Source organism: Stenotrophomonas bentonitica, from assembly GCF_013185915.1.
Lineage (GTDB): Bacteria > Pseudomonadota > Gammaproteobacteria > Xanthomonadales > Xanthomonadaceae > Stenotrophomonas > Stenotrophomonas bentonitica.
Window position 1 is genome coordinate 151868 of record NZ_JAAZUH010000004.1, and the last position, 18661, is coordinate 170528.

Consider the following 18661-nt stretch of genomic DNA (forward strand, 5'->3'; position numbering starts at 1 on the left):
GATGGACGATAGCCCGGATATCACCGTATGGCTCGATTCGGCCCGCGCGGGCGACCGCGCCTCGCTGGATCGGGTGCTGACCCTGCTGTACCAGGAACTGCACAGCATGGCCCGGCGCCAACTGGCGGGGCAGCAGGGGCGCACGCTTGATGCGACCTCGCTGGTGCACGAGTCCTACCTGAAACTGCTCGGGGCACGCGGTGCGGCGCGCTTCGAGGACCGCGCGCATTTCTTCGCCTATGCGGCCTCGGCGATGCGCAGCGTGGTGGTGGATTACGCGCGCAACCGGCTGGCGCGCAAGCGCGGCGGCGACCTCAAGCGGGTGGCGGAAATTCCCGAGAACAGCAGCAGCGGCGTACGCCTGGACGAAGACCTGCTGGCGCTGGACGTGGCGCTGGCGCGGCTGCAGGCGGTGGACAACCACCTGGCCAAGGTGGTGGAGCTGCGCTACTTCGCCGGGCTGTCCGAACAGGAGATCGCCGACCTGTGCCAGCGCTCGGAGCGCAGCATCCGGCGCGACTGGCAGAAGGCACGGATGTTCCTGCTGGCCTCGGTCCGCGAGGACTGAGATGGACGCCGCGCGCTGGCGGCAGCTGTCTTCGCTGCTGGATCAGTTGCTGGAAATGCCCCACGACCAGCGCAGCGCGCGGCTGGCGCAGCTGCGTGCGGTCGACGCGACGCTGGCCGACGACCTGGAACGGCTGCTCGCACACGAGCAGGAAAGCCAGGACTTCATGGCCCAGCCGCTGTGGACGGCGGCGCCCGAAGACAGTCGCGCCGGTACCCACATCGGGCCGTACCAGCTGCTGCGCCAGCTCGGCGAAGGCGGCATGGGCGAGGTCTGGCTGGCCGAGCGCGCCGACGGCCTGTACCAGCGCCAGGTGGCGTTGAAGCTGCTGCGCAGCGGCTATGCGGACCCCGGGCTGCGCCAGCGCTTCAGCCGCGAACGCGAGATCCTGGCGCGCCTGCAGCACCCGCACCTGGCGCAGTTGCTGGACGCCGGCGTGGACCTGCAGGGCCAGCCGTATCTCGCGCTGGCCTACGTGGAAGGCGAGCCGATCACCGATTACTGCCAGCGCCTGCAGCTGCCGCTGGAGCGCCGCCTGCAGTTGATGCTGCAGGTGTGCGCGGTGGTCAGCCATGCGCATGCCAACCTGATCGTGCATCGCGACCTGAAACCTTCCAACATCCTGGTCACCGCCGAAGGCGAGGTGAAGCTGCTGGACTTCGGCATCGCCAAGCTGCTGGCCGGCGACGAACTGCCTGCCAACGCCGCGCATCCGCCGACCGAAGCGCGCGCGTTCACCCTGCACTACGCCGCGCCCGAGCAGGTGCGCGGCGAACCGGTGACCACGCTGACCGATGTGTACTCGCTGGGCGTGGTGCTGTTCGAGGTGATCACCGGCCGCAAGCCGTACCGCCTGCGCCGGCACAGCGATGCCGAGTGGGAGCGCTCGATCCTGGAGGTGGAAGCGCCGCGCGCCTCCAGCGTGCTGCTGCGTGGCGACGGCAGCGATGCCGGCGTCACGCCGGCCACGCGGCGGCTGGCCCGTCGATTGCGCGGCGACCTCGACACGGTGCTGCTCAAGGCCCTGCAGAAGGATCCCGCGCAGCGCTATGCCTCGGTGGAGGCGTTGGCCCAGGACCTGCAGCGCTTCCTTGAAGGCCGCCCGATCCAGGCGCGCCCGCAGCGCTCGCTGTACCGCCTGCGCAAGTACCTGGGCCGGCATCGCTGGGGCGTGGCGTTGGCGCTGGTGGCGGTGCTGGCGCTGGTCGCGCTGGCGGCACTGGCGCTGTGGCAGATGCAGCAGGCGCGGCGCGAGATCGCGCGCGCGCAGGCCATGCAGGACTTCACCATCGGCCTGTTCGACCGCGCCGCCAGCGTGCGCCACGGCAGTTTCGACGTGCGCCAGCTGCTGGCCACCGGGCAGCAGCGGGGCGAGGCCGAGCTGGCCGACCAGCCGCTGCCGCTGGCCGACCTGGAAGGGGTGATCGGGCGGCTGCGGATCGGCATGGGCGATTACGCGCTGGCACTGGAAACCCTGGACCGCCAGCGTGCGCTGCTGGAGCGGGTCAAGGACGTGCCGCCGGGGCTGCAGCTGGAAGCGGTGACCCAGCGCGGCCGCGCGCTGCGGATGCTGGGGCGCTCGCGCGAGTGCGTGGCCCACCTGCTGCCGATGCAGGGGCTGGCGGAGGAGCAGCGCGAGGTGCTGCCTACCCTGGTGGCCGAATACCACGCACAACTGGGACGCTGCCAGCAGTTGCTGGGGTACCGCGACGAAGCGCGGGAAGCCTTCCAGCAGGCGTTGGCACTGCGCCGCGACGTGTCACACGACGCCACCGGCACCGCCGAAAGCCTGGCCGACCTGGCCGCGCTGGAAAATGACGAAGGCAATGCGCCGGCCGCGTTGGCCGGGTACCGCCAAGCGCTGCAACTGCTGCAGGCCCGAACCACCGACCGCCACCCGCAACTGGTCACGCTGCGTCGCCACCTGGGTGAGACGCTGGCCGCGCAGGGCGACCTCGACGGTGCCGAACAGGCACTTCGGGCGGCCTCGGCCGATGCGGTGCTGCTGTACGGTGCAGACCATCCCGAAACCCTGAGCATCCGCCGCCTGCGCGCAACGCTTGCGATGCAGCGCGGCGACCTCGCACAGGCGGGAGAGGCGTTGCAGGAGGTGCACCGGCTCACCCGCAAGGCGCTGGGTGAACAGCACCGCGACACCGGCCAGACCTGGCATGCGCTGGGCCGGGTGGCGCTGGAACAGGGAGACAGCGCTACGGCAGTGGATGACCTGGCGCGGGCGGTCGCGATCTGGCGGCAACCGGACTGCATCGGGCTGCTGCCGCAGGGGCTGTTCGACTACGCCAACGCGCTGGCCGACAGCGGCCGCTGGCAGGACGCGCTGGCCGCGCTTCGCGAGAGCCGCCAATGGCAGGCGGCACAACGCGGTGACGACGATCCGGACGTGCAGCGGGCCGATCGGCGGATGGCCGAGATCATCGGCGAGCACGTCGATCCCTGGCAGGCCGGCGAGCGGCTGGCCGGGCTGATGCGCCAGTCCGCGCGCGGTGGTCCGGACGCGCGCCTGCAGCAGCAGGCAGTGCAGCTGGCATGGGGGCGCAACCTGATCCGCATGCAGCAGCCCGCGGAGGCGCAGCGCGTGCTGCAGCCGCTGGTGGCCGGCGAGGCGATGGACCCGCGCAACGTGCACCTGCGCTGGCTGGCCCGGTCCGCGCTGGGCCAGCTGGACTGTGAGCGGTCCCCGGCTCGGGGGCGCGAGACCCTTCTGGGCCTGCAGGCCGAGGTCCGCCAGCAGCGGCCGCAGGGAGGTCGGGTTCCGCGCCAGATCGAACGCGCCTTGAAAGCCTGCCAGCCTGAACGGCAATCGCGCGCCACAGCGGCGAATTAACGCGGGCATGCCTATGATGGCCGGCCCTTTCCTGCCATCGCTGCCTGCATGCAACGACGCGACTTCATCCGCAACGCTTCCCTGGCCCTGGCGGCCATTGGTTTCCCCGCGCTGCCGGCCTGCGCCGCTGCGGGCGGCCAGGTCGGCCTGCGCCGGCTCGGCGAGCCGCAGCCGTTCGACTTCGCGATCCTCAAGGGCCAGGCGCGCGCGCTGTCCGAGGCCGCCTACAAGACCCATCGGCGCACCCTGCCGGGGCCGCTGGAGGCGTTGGACTGGGACCAGTACCAGTCGATCCGCTACCGCCAGGACCACGCGCTGTGGGCCGACCAGCCCGGCCGATTCCAGGCCAAGTTCTTCCACCTGGGCCTGTATTTCCATTCGCCGGTACGCATGTTCGACGTGGTCGACGGCAAGGCGCAGGAACTGGCCTATGACCCGGCCGCGTTCGACTACGGCAGCAGCGGCCTGAAGAACGGCCACCTGCCAGCCGACCTGGGCTTTGCCGGGTTCCGCCTCAATACCCGCCAGGACACCGACCGCGACTTCGCCGCGTTCCTGGGCGCCAGCTACTTCCGCGCGGTGGGCAAGGAGGGCCAGTACGGCCAGTCCGCGCGTGGCCTGGCGATCGACACCGGCATGGACCGCCCGGAGGAATTCCCGGACTTCATCGCCTACTTCCTCGAGCAGCCGGCCAAGGACTCCAACACCCTGGTGGTGTACGCGCTGCTGGACTCGCCCAGCGTGGCCGGCGCGTACCGCTTCGCGATCACCAACGGCGACGTGCTGCTGATGGACGTGGACGTGGCTCTGTATCCGCGCAAGGCGATCGAGCGCCTGGGCATCGCACCGTGCACCAGCATGTACCAGGTGGGCGAGAACGACCGCCGCATGGCCTGGGACTGGCGACCGGAGATCCATGACACCGACGGCCTGTCGATGTGGACCGGCGCCGGCGAATGGATCTGGCGGCCGCTGTCCAACCCGCGCCAGCTGCGCTTCAACATGTTCGTGGACAACAACCCGCGCGGGTTCGGCCTGCTGCAGCGCGACCGCAACTTCGACCATTACCAGGACGACGGCGTGTTCTACGAGAAGCGCCCGTGCCTGTGGGTGGAGCCGAAGGGGCAGTGGGGCAAGGGCTCGGTCCAGCTGGTGGAGATTCCCACCGTGGACGAGACCTTCGACAACATCGTGGCGTTCTGGAACCCGGAAGCGAAGCCGCAGCCGGGCCAGGAAATGCTGATCGGCTACCGCCTGTACTGGGGCGCCGAGCCGCCGGCACGCCCGCCGCTGGCCCAGGCCGTGGCCACACGCACCGGCTTGGGCGGGGTGATCGGCAAGAAGCGCGAGCGCTTCTCGTGGCGCTTCGCGGTCGACTTCCAGGGCGGCGAACTGGCGTCCCTGATCGACAAGGGCGAAGTAGAAGCCGTAGTGCAGACCAGCCGCGGCACCACCGAGATCGTCTCGGCCCGCCCGCTGCGCGAGATCAAGGGCTACCGCGCCATGTTCGACCTGGTCCCGCCCGATGAGAGCACCGACCAGATCGACATCCGCCTGTACCTCCGCAGCGGTGGAAAAACACTGACCGAAACCTGGCTGTACCAATACAACCCACCGCCGGCCGGTGCACCGGAACGCACGTTGTATTGATTACAACGGCAATTGGGATTGGGCGGGTTCGATCCTGCTCTCGCCGCGCGTGATCTTCTTGAACTCCGCGCGGCTCACCGACACGTAGCGTTCGTTGCCGCCGATCTCCACCTGCGGGCCGTCCTGTACCGCGTGGCCGTGTTCGTCCACGCGTACGGTCATGGTGGCCTTCTTGCCGCTGTGGCAGATGGTCTTGATCTCCTGCATCTCGTCGGCCCAGGCCAGCAGGTACTGGCTGCCTTCGAACAGCTCGCCGCGGAAGTCGGTGCGCAAGCCGTAGCAGAGCACCGGGATGCGCAGCTGGTCGACCACCTCGCTGAGCTGCCAGACCTGGCTGCGGCTCAGGAACTGCGCTTCGTCCACCAGCACGCACCCCAGCGGCCCTTGGGTGGCCAGGTCGTCCCGGATCAGCCGCTCAAGATCGGTTTCGCGGTCGAAGGCCACGCCGTCGGCCTTCAGGCCGATCCGCGAAGCCACCACGCCACGCCCGGCCCGGTCGTCCAGGCGCGGGGTCAGGATCGCCACGCGCATGCCGCGCTCGCGGTAGTTGTGCGCCGACTGCAGCAGCGTGGTGGTCTTGCCGGCGTTCATCGCCGAATAGTAGAAATAGAGCTTGGCCATGGGCCCATTCTATCCGGCGCCCGGGCGGGGTGAGGAGCATGAACGGGTTCGCCGGGCCGCAGCCGCCCCGGACCGCTACAATGCCGTTCCCACGGAGAAGGCATGCACGGTCTCAATCCCCCCCAGCAAGCGGCAGTGATGCACTGCGAAGGTCCCCTGCTGGTGCTGGCCGGCGCCGGCAGTGGCAAGACGCGCGTGATCGTGGAAAAGATCGCGCAGCTGATCGGCAGCCGGCGTTATCCGGCCAAGCGCATCGCGGCGATCACCTTCACCAACAAGTCCGCCAAGGAAATGCGCGAGCGCGTGGCCAAGCGGCTGCGCGGCGGCGATGCGGACGAGGTGACCATCTGCACCTTCCATGCGCTGGGCCTGAAATTCCTGCAGATCGAACATGCGGCGGTCGGGCTCAAGCGCGGCTTTTCGATCTTCGACGCCGACGATTCCACCTCGCAGGTCAAAGACCTGATGTACGGCGCCAAGCCGGACGACATCGAGGACGTGAAGAACCTGATCTCGCGCGCGAAGAACGCCGGGCTCTCGCCCGAGCAGGCGATGCAGGCCGCGCGCAGTAACCGCGAGAAGGAAGCGGCCAGCGTCTACGAGCGCTACCAGCTGCGCCTGACCGCGTTCAACGCGGTGGACTTCGACGACCTGATCCGGCTGCCGGTGCAGGTGCTGGAAGAGAATCCGGACATCGCCCTGGCCTGGCGCGAGCGGATCGGCTACCTGCTGGTCGACGAATGCCAGGACACCAACGACGCGCAGTACCGGCTGCTCAGGCAGCTGGCCGGCAGCGCGGGCAACTTCACCTGCGTGGGCGACGACGACCAGTCCATCTACGCCTGGCGCGGTGCCAACCCGGAAAACCTGCAGCAGATGGGGCGCGACTATCCCGCGCTGGAGATCATCAAGCTGGAGCAGAACTACCGCTGTTCCAACCGCGTACTGCGCGCGGCCAATGCGCTGATCGCCAACAACCCGCACGAGCACCTGAAGAAGCTCTGGAGCGACCAGGCCGACGGCGAGCGCATCCGCGTGTGGGAGTGCCGCAACAGCGAACACGAGGCTGAGAAGGTCGCTGCCGAGATCGCGTACATCGCACAGACGAAGCAGGTGCCGTGGAGCGATTTCTGCATCCTGTTCCGCGGCAACTTCCAGTCGCGCCCGCTGGAAAAGGCGTTGCAGCTCGTGCGCGTGCCGTACCACATCACCGGTGGCACCGCGTTCCTGAAGCGGCAGGAAGTAAAGGACACGCTGTCGTGGCTGCGGCTGCTGGTGAACCCCGATGACGACACCGCGTTCATGCGCGCGGTGCAGTCGCCCAAGCGCGAAGTGGGCGCCGGCACGCTGGCCAAGCTCGCTGAACTTGCGTCGGAGAAGGACCTGCCGATGGCGCACGCGGCCGAGGCGATCGGTGCGCTGGCGCAGCTGCCGCCGCGCGCGGCCAACGGCCTGAGCCGCTTCACCGACATCCTGCGCGACCTGCGCGCGGAGATGCCCAAGCTGAGCTCGGGTGACCTGGTGCGGCGGCTGGTCAAGGACTCGGGACTGGTTTCCGAACTGCGCGGCGCGTGCAAGGAAGAGTCGGTGTACCAGCGCCGGCTGGCCAACCTGGAAGAGCTGGCGCAGTGGTTCGAAGGCGGCCCGCGTGGCGCCTCCACCGCCGACCTGGCGGCGCAGCTGGCGTTGCTGTCGCGCAACGACAAGGACGACGGCGGCAACCAGGTGCGCATGATGACCCTGCATGCGTCCAAGGGCCTGGAGTTCCCGTATGTGTTCATCGTCGGCTGCGAGGACGGCGTGCTGCCGCACCAGGTGAGCCTGGATGAAGGCAACCTGCAGGAAGAGCGGCGGCTGCTGTACGTGGGCATCACCCGCGCGAAGATCCAGTTGTGGATGAGCCACAGCAAGCTGACCCGAAAGTTCGGCGAGCACGTGCGGCTCAAGCCCAGCCGGTTCTTCGATGAGATTCCGGCCGAGGAAATGCAGCGCGATGGTGCAGATCCGGTGGCCGATGCGGCGCGCAAGAAGGAGCGGGCGAGTGCGGGGTTGGCGGCGATCCAGGCGTTGTTTGATTGATCCTTGACACGCATGGCGTGTCACTACGCACAATCGGGCTGTCCCTCCTGAGCGGTAGCCGTATGTCCACATTGATCCAGACCGAACGCCTGCACCTGCGCCTGATGGATCCGGACCGGGACGCGGCCGACATGCTGGCCCTGCTCAACGAGCCGGGCTTCATCCGCAACATCGCCGACCGCAAGGTGCGCACGCTGGCGCAGGCACGCGATTACACCGCTGAGCGGGTGCTGGGCAGCTACACGCTCAACGGGTTTGGGATGTACGCGATCGTCCGCCGCAGTGACGGTGCATGGCTGGGCAATGCCGGGCTGGTGCGTCGTGCCGAATTGCCGGGGCCGGACATCGGCTATGCGCTGCGGGCCGAATTCGAAGGGCAGGGTTACGCGCTGGAAGCCGCGCGCGGGGTGCAGCATTACGCACGCGACGTGCTCGGATACCCGGAACTGTTCGGCATCGTCGCCCCGCACAACGATCGTTCCGCAGCATTGCTGCGCAAGCTGGGGATGGAGGCGCGCGGTACGCTGCATTTGCCGCCGCCGGTGGATGAGCAGGTATTGGTGTTCGCGACGCCGGGTGCGGCGATGGTCCCGGGTTCGCCGTAAATCCCGTGGGACACGCATGGCGTGTCGCTACGCGACCTCGCCCCGTCGTCGCCATGCCCGCGTAGAGACACGCCATGCGTGTCCCTCGCAATCTCAATCGCCCAGCTGCGCCCGCAATTCCGCCATCTGCTCCTGCAGCGTCGCCACGACGGTCTCCAGCTCCTGCACGCGCGCTTCCAATGCCGCGTTGCCACCCCCGCTGCCACCCGGCGCGCCCTTGTACGCCTCCGCCAGCGCTTCAACATCCACCGGCCCGCACAGCAGGTGCATGTAGCGGTCTTCGCGCTGCCCGCCGGCGCGCGGCACCTGCACCGCCAGGCCGCGCTGGATCATGCGCTCCACGTGGTGGCGGACTTCGTCGGCGTCCTGGAACTGGAACTGGCGCTCGCTGCGGGTCTGCAGCTCGTTCACCGTCTGCGGGCCCCGCAGCAGCAACAGGCCCAGGATTGCCAGCTGCTGCCGGGTCAGGTCCAGCGCGGTGGCGGTGCGGTGCTCGAACCGCTCGGCACGCGAGGAGAACTGCTGCCGCGCCAGGCCCAGCGTCTCCAGCTGGCGCAGCGCGTGGTGCACGTCTCCAGCCGACAGCTGCATCACCGGCTCGCGCGCGGTCTTCTGGTTGGCCGCCACCTGGGTGGCATTCACGGTCAGCGGGTAAGCGTCCGGCGTGGTGGCTTCCTTCTCGATCAGGCAGCCCAACGCGCGGGCCTGGGCCGCGCTGAGCACGGGGAGGGCGGGGGTCTGGGTGTCGTCGGTCATGGCAGCGCTCCGGGGGCTTTCTGGGGCGTGCAGCATAGCCGAGCCCCGCCGAAGGCATGAACGCAGGCGGCCAAGCCGGTAAACTGGCGCCACTCCGTTCTGGTGATCCCCATGCGTCGCAACGCTGTTTCCCTGTCCGTGCTTGCCTGTGCCGTGATCGCGCTCGGCGCGTGCAAGCGCACCGAAGCCCCCGCTGATGCGGCGGCCCCGGCCCCCGCTGCGGCCGCTGCCGCCCCGGTTGCCAAGGGCGATGCCGCCGTCGCAGCCAACGACAACCTCAATGCGGTGCTGTGGATGCAGCGTTCGCAGGAGTACCGGGCGATCACCGAGCAGACCTACCGCGCCGCCGCCGACCACCTGGACAAGGCGCTCAAGGAAGCCAACTGGGACGCGCTGGTGCCCGAAGAGCGCGGCAACGCCGCCAAGGGCCTGAAGCCGGCCGTGGTGCTGGACGTGGACGAAACCGTGCTGGACAACTCGCCCTACCAGGCGCGCCTGGTCCGCGACGGCAATGAATACGACGAAATGACCTGGGACCAGTGGGTCGCCGAGAAGAAGGCCAAGGCCATTCCCGGCGTGGTCGACTTCGCCAAGGCGGCCAACGCCAAGGGCGTGACCCTGCTGTACATCTCCAACCGCGCCGTGCACCTGAAGGAGGCCACCTTGGCCAACCTGCGCGCCGAAGGCCTGCCGGTCGCCGACGACAGCGTGTTCCTGGGCCTGGGCACCGTGGTCAAGGACTGCGAGCAGGCTGGCAGCGAGAAGAACTGCCGCCGCCGCCTGGCCGGGCAGAACTACCGCGTGCTGATGCAGTTCGGCGACCAGCTCGGCGACTTCGTGGAAGTGACCGCCAACACCAACGAAGGTCGCGACGCCCTGCTGCAGCAGTACCACGACTGGTTCGGCGAGCGCTGGTGGATGCTGCCCAATCCGACCTACGGCGGCTTCGAGCCGGCCCAGTTCAACAACGACTACACCCAGTCGCGCCAGGCCCGCCACGACGCCAAGCGCGCCGCGCTGGACTACGCACCGTGAGCCGCGCCCCGCTGCCGCTGCGCGATGACGAGCGCCTGATCTTCGCGCTCGACGTACCGGGTCGCGAGGACGCGCTGGCGTGGGTGGACCGGCTGGGCGATGCGGTGTCGTTCTACAAGATCGGCATGGAGCTGCTCGCCTCCGGCGAGTACTTCCAGGTGCTGGACGCGCTGGCCGCGCGCGACAAGCGCGTGTTCGTCGACCTGAAGTTCTTCGACATCCCGGCCACCGCCGCCGCCGTCATCAAGCGCCTGTCGCAGTGGCCGGTGAGCTACGCCACCATCCATGGCTGGCACCCGGCCATGATGGAGGCCTGCGCGGCCGCCAACAGCAGCGACATGCGGCTGCTGGCGGTGACCGTGTTGACCTCGATGGGCCGTGACGACCTGCGCGGCATGGGCATCGACCGCGAGCCGGTGGAGGTGGTGGTCGAGCGCGCGCTGGCCGCACAGGCCGCCGGCATCGACGGCGTGATCGCCTCCGGCCAGGAAGCCGGTCCGATCCGCGCCGCCACCGGCACGGGCTTCTCGATCGTGTGTCCCGGCATCCGCCCGGGTGGCCCGGTCGGCGATGACCAGAAGCGCACTGTCGGCGTGGCGCAGGCCTTTGCCGACGGCGCCGACGCGATCGTGGTCGGTCGCCCGATCCGCCTCGCGGCCGATCCGCGCGCGGCGGCCCTGGCCATCCAGGACGAGATCCGCAGCGCACGGCGCTGACGGAACTGCGTCGCGGTATCGACTTGCGCTGGTTCGCAGGATCGGAAACATCAATCGCCGGCAGCCTGCCGGCGTTTTCAAAACGGGACCGACCACGCAGTCGGCCCGGCTGCTTTGCCGTCGAATCGGACGGGCACGCGCTGTTGTGCGCGGTGCCTGTTGATTCCACTTTTCGCAAAGGAGTTGCTGTATGCGTAACGTTTACCGCTCGGCCGGGACGTTCGGCCTGACACTTTCCGCGGCATCTGTCGCTGTTGCCCTTCTCGTTTCAGGTACGGCGCAGGCCACCCCCGGCCCGGACACGTCCCCGCGCATCATCGGCGGTACCGACGCCGAACCCGGCCAGTACCCCTTCATGGCCAGCCTGCAGTCGCTGCACCGCGGCGACAGCGACCGCGACCGGCACCGCTGTGGCGCCACCCTGATCTCGCCCTCCTGGGTGCTGACCGCCGCGCACTGCGTGGACGGCATGCTGCCACCGCAGCTGGCGGTGCTGGTGGGGCACACCCTGGGCACCACGCCGCGCCGCCGCACCTCCAACATCAAGGCGATCCACGTGCACCCGGCGTATGACGCCGAGGACCTGATCAACGACGTGGCGCTGATCCAGCTGAAGCGGCCGGTCAACGGGGTGGAGACCGCCGAGCCGATGCTCGGTCGCGACAGCGCCTGGCTGCGGCCGGGGCGCGCCTTCACGGTGATCGGCTGGGGAGTGACCGAATTCCCCGGTGACGCCCGGCCCACCGTCCTGCAGACCGTGCAGGCCCCGTTCGTGCCGTTCAAGACCTGCCGCGAGGCCTACCCCGGGCTGCAGGCGGGCAGCGTGATCTGCGCCGGCACCGAGGGCATCGACAGCTGCCAGGGCGACTCCGGCGGCCCGCTGCTGGTGAAGCGGAAGACCGGCTGGACGGTGTTGGGCACGGTCAGCTGGGGCGAAGGCTGTGCCCTGCCGGACCTGCCCGGGGTCTATGCGCGGCTGTCGCAGGGCTATGTGCGCGACTTCATCCAGACCACCTGGACGCGTGACTGAATCTTCGTGAAAACAATGCGTTATGAGCACCTTGCCCGTTCTGCGGGCAAGGTGGCTTGCCGCTGTAATGCGCAGGCCGCAAGATGCGGACCGGTCCGGGGAAGTCCGAATTCATGTCCATGCCATTGATGACAGGGCGCTGCCGACCCTGGGTGATGACGCTCTCGCTGTGCGGCCTGGTGCTGCTCGGCGCGTGCAAGCGCGATGCGATCGACCCGCACAAGCCGGCCGCCGAGCCGGTGGCAGCGCTGCAGCAGATCGCCCGCCACGTGGCCGAGAACGACCTGGTCGGTTACGCCCGCGCGTCGGTGCCCCCGGCCCAGTACACCCGCCTGCAGGCGGCCTGGGCGGACGGCCACAGCCGCTGGCCGCTGACCGACCTGCCGCTGGACGGGCAGCTGCTGCCGATGCTGGCCGCGCTGTCGGCCCCGGAGGCACCGCAGCGCCTGCAGCGTTCGTTCGATACCCAGATCGCCGGGCAGGCCACCGGCGTGCGCCAGGCCGCCCACTCGATGGGCCTGTTCGGTGTGCAGTACCTGCGCAACCAGACCGACTACAGCGACACCGAGCGCGCCCACTACAGCCAGGTGGTGGACGTGCTGAGCCGCTGGGCCGCGGCCGCGCCGCTGACCGACAAGCAGCGCGCGAAGACCACCATTACCCTGCTGACCGCCACCGCACGCACCGCCGGGCTGTCCACCGACGCCCAGTTGCAGGCCGCCGGCATGGAAGACAGCCTGCGCCGGCTGGGACCGTTCGCCAAGGCGTTCAAGACCGCGCTCGCCAGCTATGGGCTGTCGCTGGATGCAGCGCTGACCGGCGTGCAGGGCGAACTGGTCTCCCAGCAGGGCGACAGCGCGGTGGTGCGGATCCAGTACCCGCTGGCCGGCGAGCAGATCGAAGCCCAGCTGCGCATGGCCCGCCGCGACGGCCACTGGTACTTGGCGCGTACCCTGGAAGAGACCGACGCGCTGCTGGCCGCCGCCGATGAAGCGGCCGCCGCCGACGCCGCAAAAGCTGAACACGACGCCCGCCAGGCCGCCGAAGCAGAGGCCGCCGCACAGGTCAAGGACGGTGCTTCTGCACCGGCTAAGCCATAATGAAGCCGATGCCGAACCAGAATCCCCTGCCTTTCCCCGGCGAAGAGCCGCCCAAGACGCCGGACGCCCCGTCCGCGTCGCCCGACACCGCGCCTGCGCCCGCAGCCGCCACCGACCCGGCCGCGATCGTGCCGAGCCCGGTGGGCGCCGTGGCCCGCGCCCCGTCCGGACGCCGCCCGTGGTGGGCGCGCCTGCTCGGCCGGCTGGTCGAGCCGTGGCTCTCGCTCAAGATCGAACCCGAACACCCCGGCCAGTACGACGACGGCCGCCCGGTGGTCTATGTGCTGGAAGACTATGGTCTTTCCAATGCGCTGATCCTGGACAAGGCCTGCCGTGAAGCCGGCCTGCCCTCGCCGCTGGTGCCCATTGCCGGTGACCCGACCGGGCGCAAGCGCGCCTACCTGGCGCTGTCGCGGCGGAGCAGCAGCAATTCGCTGATCCCCGAGCAGCGCGGCGCCAAGACCCATTCCGATTCGCTGGCCAAGGTCCTGCAGGCGCACCGCGCGCGCGGCGAGCTGGACGTGAACCTGGTGCCGGTGTCGATCTTCGTCGGCCGCGCGCCGGACAAGCAGAGCGGCTGGTTCGCGGTGCTGTTCTCGGAAAACTGGGCCCTGGTGGGCCGTTTCCGCCGCCTGCTGGCGGTACTGCTCAACGGCCGCAGCACCATCGTGCGGTTCGCCCCGCCGATCTCCCTGCGCGCCACCGTGGACGAGGGGCTGGACCCCGAGCGCACCGTGCGCAAGCTGCAGCGCGTGCTGCGCACCCACTTCCGCCGCATCCGCGAATCGGTGATCGGGCCGGACCTGTCCACCCGCCGCCTGCTGGTGGACAAGGTGCTGGAAGCGGACACCGTGCGCGAGGCGATCGCCTCGCAGGCAAAGCGCGACAACACCAAGCCGGCCGACGCCTGGAAGAAGGCGCACGCCTACGCCTGGGAAATCGCCGCCGACTACTCCAGCCCGGTGGTGCGTTCGGCCAGCTTCATGCTCAGCCATGTCTGGAACCGCATCTACGCCGGCGTGCTGGTCCACCACCTGGACAAGTTCAAGGCCGCCGCGCCGGGCCATGAAGTGGTGTACGTGCCCAGCCACCGCAGCCACATGGACTACCTGCTGCTGTCCTACCTGCTGTACGACCGCGGCATCGTGCCGCCGCACATCGTGGCCGGCATCAACCTGAACCTGCCGGTGGTCGGCACGCTGCTGCGCAAGGGCGGCGCGTTCTTCATCCGTCGTTCGATCCGCGGCAACGCGCTGTACTCGGCGGTGTTGAGCGAGTACGTGGCGCAGCTGGTGGCCGGTGGCTATTCGATCGAGTACTTCGTCGAAGGCGGCCGCTCGCGTACCGGACGGCTGCTGCAGCCCAAGGGCGGCATGATTTCGATGACGCTGCGCGCGTTCCTGCGCCAGCCGCGCAAGCCGGTGCTGTTCCAGCCGGTGTACATCGGCTATGAAAAGCTGATGGAGGGCGGCAGCTACCTGGACGAACTGTCCGGCCGGCCGAAGGAAAAGGAATCGATCTGGCAGCTGCTGTGGTCCATTCCCAAGGTGCTCAAGCAGAACTACGGCCAGGTGGTGGTGAACTTCGGCGAGCCGATCGCGCTCAACGACGTGCTCGCCCGCCAGGCGCCGGAATGGGATGGCGCGCCGGTGGCCGAAGACGAGAAGCCGGCCTGGTTGTCGGGCACGGTGGACCACCTGGCCGAACGCATCCAGGTGCACATCAACGGCGCGGCCGACGTCAACCCGATCAACCTGCTGGCGCTGGCGCTGCTGTCCACGCCCAAGCACGCGATGGGCGAGGCCGACCTGATCGCGCAGATCGAGCTGTGCAAGACCCTGCTGGTGGAAATGCCGTACTCGGACCGGGTCACGGTGACCCCGCATTCGCCGGAGCGGATCATCGCGCACGCCGAGGAGATCAATGTCCTCACCCGCATCAAGCACCCGCTGGGCGACGTGCTCAGCGTGAGCGGCGACACCGCAGTTCTGCTGAGCTACTTCCGCAACAACGTGATCCACCTGTTCACTGCGTCGTCGTGGGTGGCGTGCTGCTTCCAGAACAACCGCCGCATGAGCCGCACCGGGCTGGTGCAGCTGGGCCGCACCGTGTACCCGTTCCTGCAGGCCGAGCTGTTCCTGCCGTGGACCGAAGACCAGTTCGCCCAGCGCATCGAGCAGACCATTGCGGTGTTCGTGCGCGAAGGGCTGCTGCAGAACGTCAACGACGACGACGGCGGCATCCTGGCGCGCAACACCGGGCAGACCGACGAGGTGTTCCGCCTTCGTGCGATCGGCCATTCGCTGCAGCAGGCATTCGAGCGCTACTACATCGCCATTTCGGTGCTGGTCAAGAACGGCCCGGGCACGCTGGGTGCGGCCGAGCTGGAAAGCCTGTGCCAGCAGGCGGCGCAGCGCCTGAGCCTGCTGTACGCCCCGGCCGCGCCGGAGTTCTTCGACCGCACCCTCTTCCGCGGCTTCATCCAGAAGCTGCGCGAGTTGCGCCTGGTGTGGCCGGATGAAAACAGCAAGCTGCTGTTCGACGAACGCCTGGACGCCTGGGCCAAGGACGCCAAGTTCATCCTGGGCCGCGAGTTGCGGCACACGATCGAACGGGTCAGCCCGGAAGCGGCGAAGCCGGAAGAGCCGGTCGCGGTGGATTGATCAGGCCGGCTCGTCCGGAATCTGCATGTCTTCGAGCTTGGCGATGCAGTCCTTGAGCTGGAGCTTGCGCCGTTTCAGGCGCTTGGCTTCCAGCTCGTCCTCGCCGTTGGCGGCCATGCGTTCGATGTCCGTGTCCAGCTGGCGGTGCTCCCTGCGGAGAACCTGCAGACGTTCGGCGATCTGTTCGGGCGTATAGGTATCCACAGCCTCCGAGCATACACACTGCGCGTGACCGGCGGGGGTGAACGCAGTCACTTCCCGGGTCCGGCCGGGGCCGTGCCGAGCCGGTAGAATGGCCGGATGCCTTCGGTCCTGCCCCTGCTCGATCCCACCCCGCGCGCGCCACGCGCGGACGCGGCCGCGCAGGACAAGCTGGGGCGCCAACTGCGCCGCCAGGTGGGCCAGGCAATCGCCGACTTCGGCATGATCGAGGACGGCGACCGCATCATGGTCTGCCTGTCCGGCGGCAAGGACAGCTACACCCTGCTGGACATGCTGCTGCAGCTGCAGAAGAAGGCCCCTGTCGCGTTCGAGCTGGTCGCGGTCAACCTGGACCAGAAACAGCCCGGGTTTCCCGAGCACGTGCTGCCGGAGTACCTGGCCTCGATTGGCGTGGCCTACCAGATCATCGAGCAGGACACCTATTCGGTGGTCAGCCGGGTGATCCCCGAAGGCCGCACGATGTGTTCGCTGTGCTCGCGGCTGCGCCGGGGCGCGCTGTACCGGCACGCCGCCGAAAACGGCTTCAGCAAGATCGCGCTGGGCCACCACCGCGACGACAGCGTGGCCACCTTCTTCCTCAACCTGTTCCACCACGCCAAGCTCTCGGCCATGCCGCCCAAGCTGCGCAGCGATGACGGCCAGCACGTCGTGATCCGTCCGCTGGCCTACGTCAGTGAACGCGATATCGAGGACTACGCGCAGGCGCGCCGCTTCCCGATCATTCCGTGCACGCTGTGCGGCAGCCAGGACAACCTGCAGCGCCGCCAGGTGGCGCAGATGCTGCAGCAGTGGGAAGACCAGCACCCCGGGCGGATCGACCAGATCGCGCGCGCGCTGGGCAACATCCATCCTTCGCAGCTGGCCGACCCGACGCTGTTCGACTTCATGGCGCTGGGCCGCACCCCCTGACCTTTCCTTTTCACGCCCTTATTCCGGAATTCCATGTTCTTTCGCAACCTGACCCTGTTCCGCTTCCCCACCGCCACCGATTTTTCCGAAGTCGACACCCTGCTGCCGCAGGTGCTGCTCAAGCCGGTAGGCCCGCTGGAAATGAGTTCGCGCGGTTTCATTTCGCCGTTCGGCCGTGAAGAAAAGGCCGTGTTCTCGCACCGCGTCGGCGACGCGCTGTGGCTGACCGTGGGCGGTGAGGACAAGATCCTGCCGGGCGCGGTGGTCAACGACCTACTGGCGCGCAAGCTGGAAGAGATCGAAGAGAAGGAAGGGCGCAAGCCGGGCGGCCGCGAGCGCAAGCGCATGAAGGACGACCTGCTGCACGAACTGATGCCGCGCGCCTTCGTGAAGAGCTCGCGCACCGACGCGCTGGTTGACCTGACCCATGGTTTCGTCGCGGTGGACTGCTCGAGCAGCAAGAAGGGCGAGAACATGATGTCCGACATCCGGGGCCTGCTCGGCAGCTTCCCGGCCATGCCGCTGAACGCCGAAGTGGCGCCGCGCTCGATCCTGACCGGCTGGATCGCCGGCGAGCCGCTGCCGACCGGGCTGAGCCTGGGCGAAGAGTGCGAGATGAAGGACCCGGCCGAGGGCGGCGCGGTGGTCAAGTGCCAGCACCAGGAACTGCGCTGCGACGAGATCGACAAGCACCTGGACGCCGGCAAGCAGGTCACCAAGCTGGCCCTGGTGTTCGAGGACAACCTGTCTTTCGTGCTGGGCGATGACCTGATCGTGCGCAAGCTGAAGTTCCTGGATGGCGCGCTGGACCAGCTCGAGCATGCCGACGAAGACGGCCGCCGCGCCGAACTGGACGCCCGCTTCGCGCTGCAGAGCGGCGAAGTGCGCCGCCTGTTCCTGCTGCTGGAAGAGGCGTTCAAGCTCAGCAAGGCGGATTGACATCACGCCGTAGAGCGGGGCTCTGCCCCGCTGCACGCCGTCCGGACAGCGGGGCAGAGCCCCGCTCTACGACTCCGTATCCCCCAGTCATTTCGCCCGCCAGCGCGGGCGCTATGCTATCCCCATGCCTGGCTTCCTCCGCCGCCTGATCTCCCCGGCCGCCGCCCCGACCCTGCAGCGCGACACCGTGCGCCTGCGGCTGGAGGACGACGCCGAGATCGACGTGCTGCGCGTGCGCGATCCGCGCGCGCGCCGGATCAAGCTGAGCGTGGACGAACGCGGCGTGCGCCTGACCCTGCCGCCGCGCGCCAGCCTGGTGATGGGCGAACGCTTCCTGCAGCAGCACCGTGACTGGTTGTCCGCGCAGCTGCGCAACTACCAGGCCACGAACCTGCCGCCGCCGCTGGTGATCGGCGAACCGGGGCTGCTGCCATTGCGCGGGGAGCTGTTGCCGCTGCGTTGGGACACCGGCCGCTATGCGCACCTGGAGCTCGATGCGGACGGTGCCTGCATGCACCTGCCCGCGCGTGGCACCGAGGCCACGGTTCGCCGCACGCTGCGCGAATTCTACGAAGCGCAGACCCGCGCCGATGTCGGCCAGTGGCTGCCGCGTTACCTGCCGAACCTGCCGCGCGCGCCGGCCAGGTTGCGGCTGAAGGTGATGTCGTCGCAATGGGGATCGCTGGCCCCGGACGGCAGCATGGCGCTGGACCTGGCGCTGGTACTGGGCCGGCCTTCGGCGTTCGAGTACGTGCTGGTGCACGAGCTCTGCCATCTGATCCAGCCGAACCACTCGCCGGCGTTCTGGGCCGAGGTGGAGCAGCGGTTCCCGGCGTGGCGGGAGGAGCGGGATTACTTCCAGCTGGAAGGGCGGCGTTTGAAGGCGATGCTTCGGCAGCTGCTGTAAAGCCACGCAGGGCGTG

The 18661-nt window shown here is 68.8% G+C and carries 16 protein-coding genes; 13 read left to right on the forward strand and 3 right to left on the reverse strand.

Annotated features, from left to right (window positions below; genetic code table 11):
• The first annotated feature begins 1 nt into the window (after window position 1).
• From HGB51_RS18525 to HGB51_RS18535, 3 genes are read left to right on the forward strand one after another with little or no spacing between them, the layout of a single operon-like run.
• Entirely contained in the window at window positions 2-568 is a 567-nt protein-coding gene (locus tag HGB51_RS18525; protein ID WP_070209124.1) for an ECF-type sigma factor, read from the forward strand.
• Between the two features lies 1 nt (window position 569).
• A complete protein-coding gene (locus tag HGB51_RS18530) occupies window positions 570-3413 on the forward strand; it encodes a protein kinase domain-containing protein (protein ID WP_070209123.1) in 2844 nt (947 codons plus the stop codon).
• Window positions 3414-3461: 48 nt separating this feature from the next.
• Window positions 3462-5063: an OpgD/OpgG family glucan biosynthesis protein gene (locus tag HGB51_RS18535; RefSeq protein WP_070209122.1), complete on the forward strand. Its 1602-nt coding sequence runs from the start codon at window positions 3462-3464 to the stop codon at window positions 5061-5063.
• Here the strand turns inward: HGB51_RS18535 and HGB51_RS18540 are convergent, their stop codons facing one another.
• On the reverse strand, window positions 5064-5684 hold the full coding sequence (locus tag HGB51_RS18540) for a thymidine kinase (RefSeq protein ID WP_070209121.1): 621 nt from the start codon (window positions 5682-5684) through the stop codon (window positions 5064-5066). It abuts the gene before it with no gap.
• 102 nt (window positions 5685-5786) lie between these two features.
• On the opposite strand from HGB51_RS18540, the gene HGB51_RS18545 reads away from it, so the two are divergent.
• Together HGB51_RS18545 and HGB51_RS18550 are read left to right on the forward strand one after the other, a co-directional pair.
• Entirely contained in the window at window positions 5787-7763 is a 1977-nt protein-coding gene (locus HGB51_RS18545; protein ID WP_070209120.1) for a UvrD-helicase domain-containing protein, read from the forward strand.
• Window positions 7764-7825: 62 nt separating this feature from the next.
• Complete coding sequence (locus HGB51_RS18550) at window positions 7826-8368, forward strand: GNAT family N-acetyltransferase (RefSeq protein ID WP_070209119.1); 543 nt, start codon at window positions 7826-7828, stop codon at window positions 8366-8368.
• 93 nt (window positions 8369-8461) lie between these two features.
• Here the strand turns inward: HGB51_RS18550 and HGB51_RS18555 are convergent, their stop codons facing one another.
• Complete coding sequence (locus HGB51_RS18555; protein WP_070209118.1) at window positions 8462-9124, reverse strand: YceH family protein; 663 nt, start codon at window positions 9122-9124, stop codon at window positions 8462-8464.
• A 111-nt stretch (window positions 9125-9235) separates the two neighbouring features.
• On the opposite strand from HGB51_RS18555, the gene HGB51_RS18560 reads away from it, so the two are divergent.
• The 5 genes from HGB51_RS18560 (at window position 9236) to plsB (ending at window position 15668) form a co-directional block, all read left to right on the forward strand.
• Window positions 9236-10159: a 5'-nucleotidase, lipoprotein e(P4) family gene (locus tag HGB51_RS18560; protein WP_070209117.1), complete on the forward strand. Its 924-nt coding sequence runs from the start codon at window positions 9236-9238 to the stop codon at window positions 10157-10159.
• Entirely contained in the window at window positions 10156-10875 is a 720-nt protein-coding gene (gene pyrF, locus HGB51_RS18565) for an orotidine-5'-phosphate decarboxylase (RefSeq protein ID WP_070209116.1), read from the forward strand. The genes HGB51_RS18560 and pyrF overlap by 4 nt, the downstream gene beginning before the upstream one ends.
• A gap of 190 nt (window positions 10876-11065) precedes the next feature.
• A complete protein-coding gene (locus HGB51_RS18570) occupies window positions 11066-11905 on the forward strand; it encodes a S1 family peptidase (RefSeq protein WP_070209115.1) in 840 nt (279 codons plus the stop codon).
• Window positions 11906-12018: 113 nt separating this feature from the next.
• Window positions 12019-13005 (forward strand): hypothetical protein, encoded by a 987-nt coding sequence (locus tag HGB51_RS18575; protein WP_070209127.1) that lies wholly within the window; start codon window positions 12019-12021, stop codon window positions 13003-13005.
• A complete protein-coding gene (gene plsB / locus HGB51_RS18580) occupies window positions 13005-15668 on the forward strand; it encodes a glycerol-3-phosphate 1-O-acyltransferase PlsB (protein WP_171966924.1) in 2664 nt (887 codons plus the stop codon). The genes HGB51_RS18575 and plsB overlap by 1 nt, the downstream gene beginning before the upstream one ends.
• On the opposite strand, the gene HGB51_RS18585 is transcribed toward plsB, so the two are convergent.
• Entirely contained in the window at window positions 15669-15872 is a 204-nt protein-coding gene (locus tag HGB51_RS18585; RefSeq protein ID WP_070207711.1) for a YdcH family protein, read from the reverse strand.
• 96 nt (window positions 15873-15968) lie between these two features.
• Here HGB51_RS18585 and ttcA point away from each other — a divergent pair, with 96 nt between their 5' ends.
• The 3 genes from ttcA to HGB51_RS18600 all read left to right on the forward strand — a co-directional run bounded on the left by ttcA (window position 15969) and on the right by HGB51_RS18600 (window position 18645).
• Window positions 15969-16799, forward strand: coding sequence for a tRNA 2-thiocytidine(32) synthetase TtcA (gene ttcA / locus HGB51_RS18590; protein WP_070207710.1), 831 nt, complete (start codon window positions 15969-15971; stop codon window positions 16797-16799).
• Window positions 16800-16832: 33 nt separating this feature from the next.
• Window positions 16833-17738, forward strand: coding sequence for a recombination-associated protein RdgC (locus HGB51_RS18595; RefSeq protein ID WP_070207709.1), 906 nt, complete (start codon window positions 16833-16835; stop codon window positions 17736-17738).
• Window positions 17739-17862: 124 nt separating this feature from the next.
• The gene (locus tag HGB51_RS18600; RefSeq protein ID WP_070207708.1) at window positions 17863-18645 is read left to right on the forward strand and encodes a YgjP family zinc-dependent metalloprotease; all 783 of its coding nucleotides are present in this window, start codon (window positions 17863-17865) and stop codon (window positions 18643-18645) included.
• Window positions 18646-18661 lie beyond the last annotated feature (16 nt).

Bases quoted from the DNA above. Each gene is read 5' to 3' on its own strand.
- HGB51_RS18560 (WP_070209117.1), top strand. From the start codon at position 9,236: ATGCGTCGCAACGCTGTTTCCCTGTCCGTGCTTGCCTGTGCCGTGATC.
- HGB51_RS18530 (WP_070209123.1), top strand. From the start codon at position 570: ATGGACGCCGCGCGCTGGCGGCAGCTGTCTTCGCTGCTGGATCAGTTG.
- plsB (WP_171966924.1), top strand. From the start codon at position 13,005: ATGAAGCCGATGCCGAACCAGAATCCCCTGCCTTTCCCCGGCGAAGAG.
- HGB51_RS18525 (WP_070209124.1), top strand. From the start codon at position 2: ATGGACGATAGCCCGGATATCACCGTATGGCTCGATTCGGCCCGCGCG.
- HGB51_RS18545 (WP_070209120.1), top strand. From the start codon at position 5,787: ATGCACGGTCTCAATCCCCCCCAGCAAGCGGCAGTGATGCACTGCGAA.
- HGB51_RS18595 (WP_070207709.1), top strand. From the start codon at position 16,833: ATGTTCTTTCGCAACCTGACCCTGTTCCGCTTCCCCACCGCCACCGAT.
- HGB51_RS18555 (WP_070209118.1), bottom strand. From the start codon at position 9,124: ATGACCGACGACACCCAGACCCCCGCCCTCCCCGTGCTCAGCGCGGCC.
- ttcA (WP_070207710.1), top strand. From the start codon at position 15,969: ATGCCTTCGGTCCTGCCCCTGCTCGATCCCACCCCGCGCGCGCCACGC.
- HGB51_RS18600 (WP_070207708.1), top strand. From the start codon at position 17,863: ATGCCTGGCTTCCTCCGCCGCCTGATCTCCCCGGCCGCCGCCCCGACC.
- HGB51_RS18550 (WP_070209119.1), top strand. From the start codon at position 7,826: ATGTCCACATTGATCCAGACCGAACGCCTGCACCTGCGCCTGATGGAT.
- HGB51_RS18535 (WP_070209122.1), top strand. From the start codon at position 3,462: ATGCAACGACGCGACTTCATCCGCAACGCTTCCCTGGCCCTGGCGGCC.
- HGB51_RS18570 (WP_070209115.1), top strand. From the start codon at position 11,066: ATGCGTAACGTTTACCGCTCGGCCGGGACGTTCGGCCTGACACTTTCC.
- HGB51_RS18540 (WP_070209121.1), bottom strand. From the start codon at position 5,684: ATGGCCAAGCTCTATTTCTACTATTCGGCGATGAACGCCGGCAAGACC.
- HGB51_RS18575 (WP_070209127.1), top strand. From the start codon at position 12,019: ATGTCCATGCCATTGATGACAGGGCGCTGCCGACCCTGGGTGATGACG.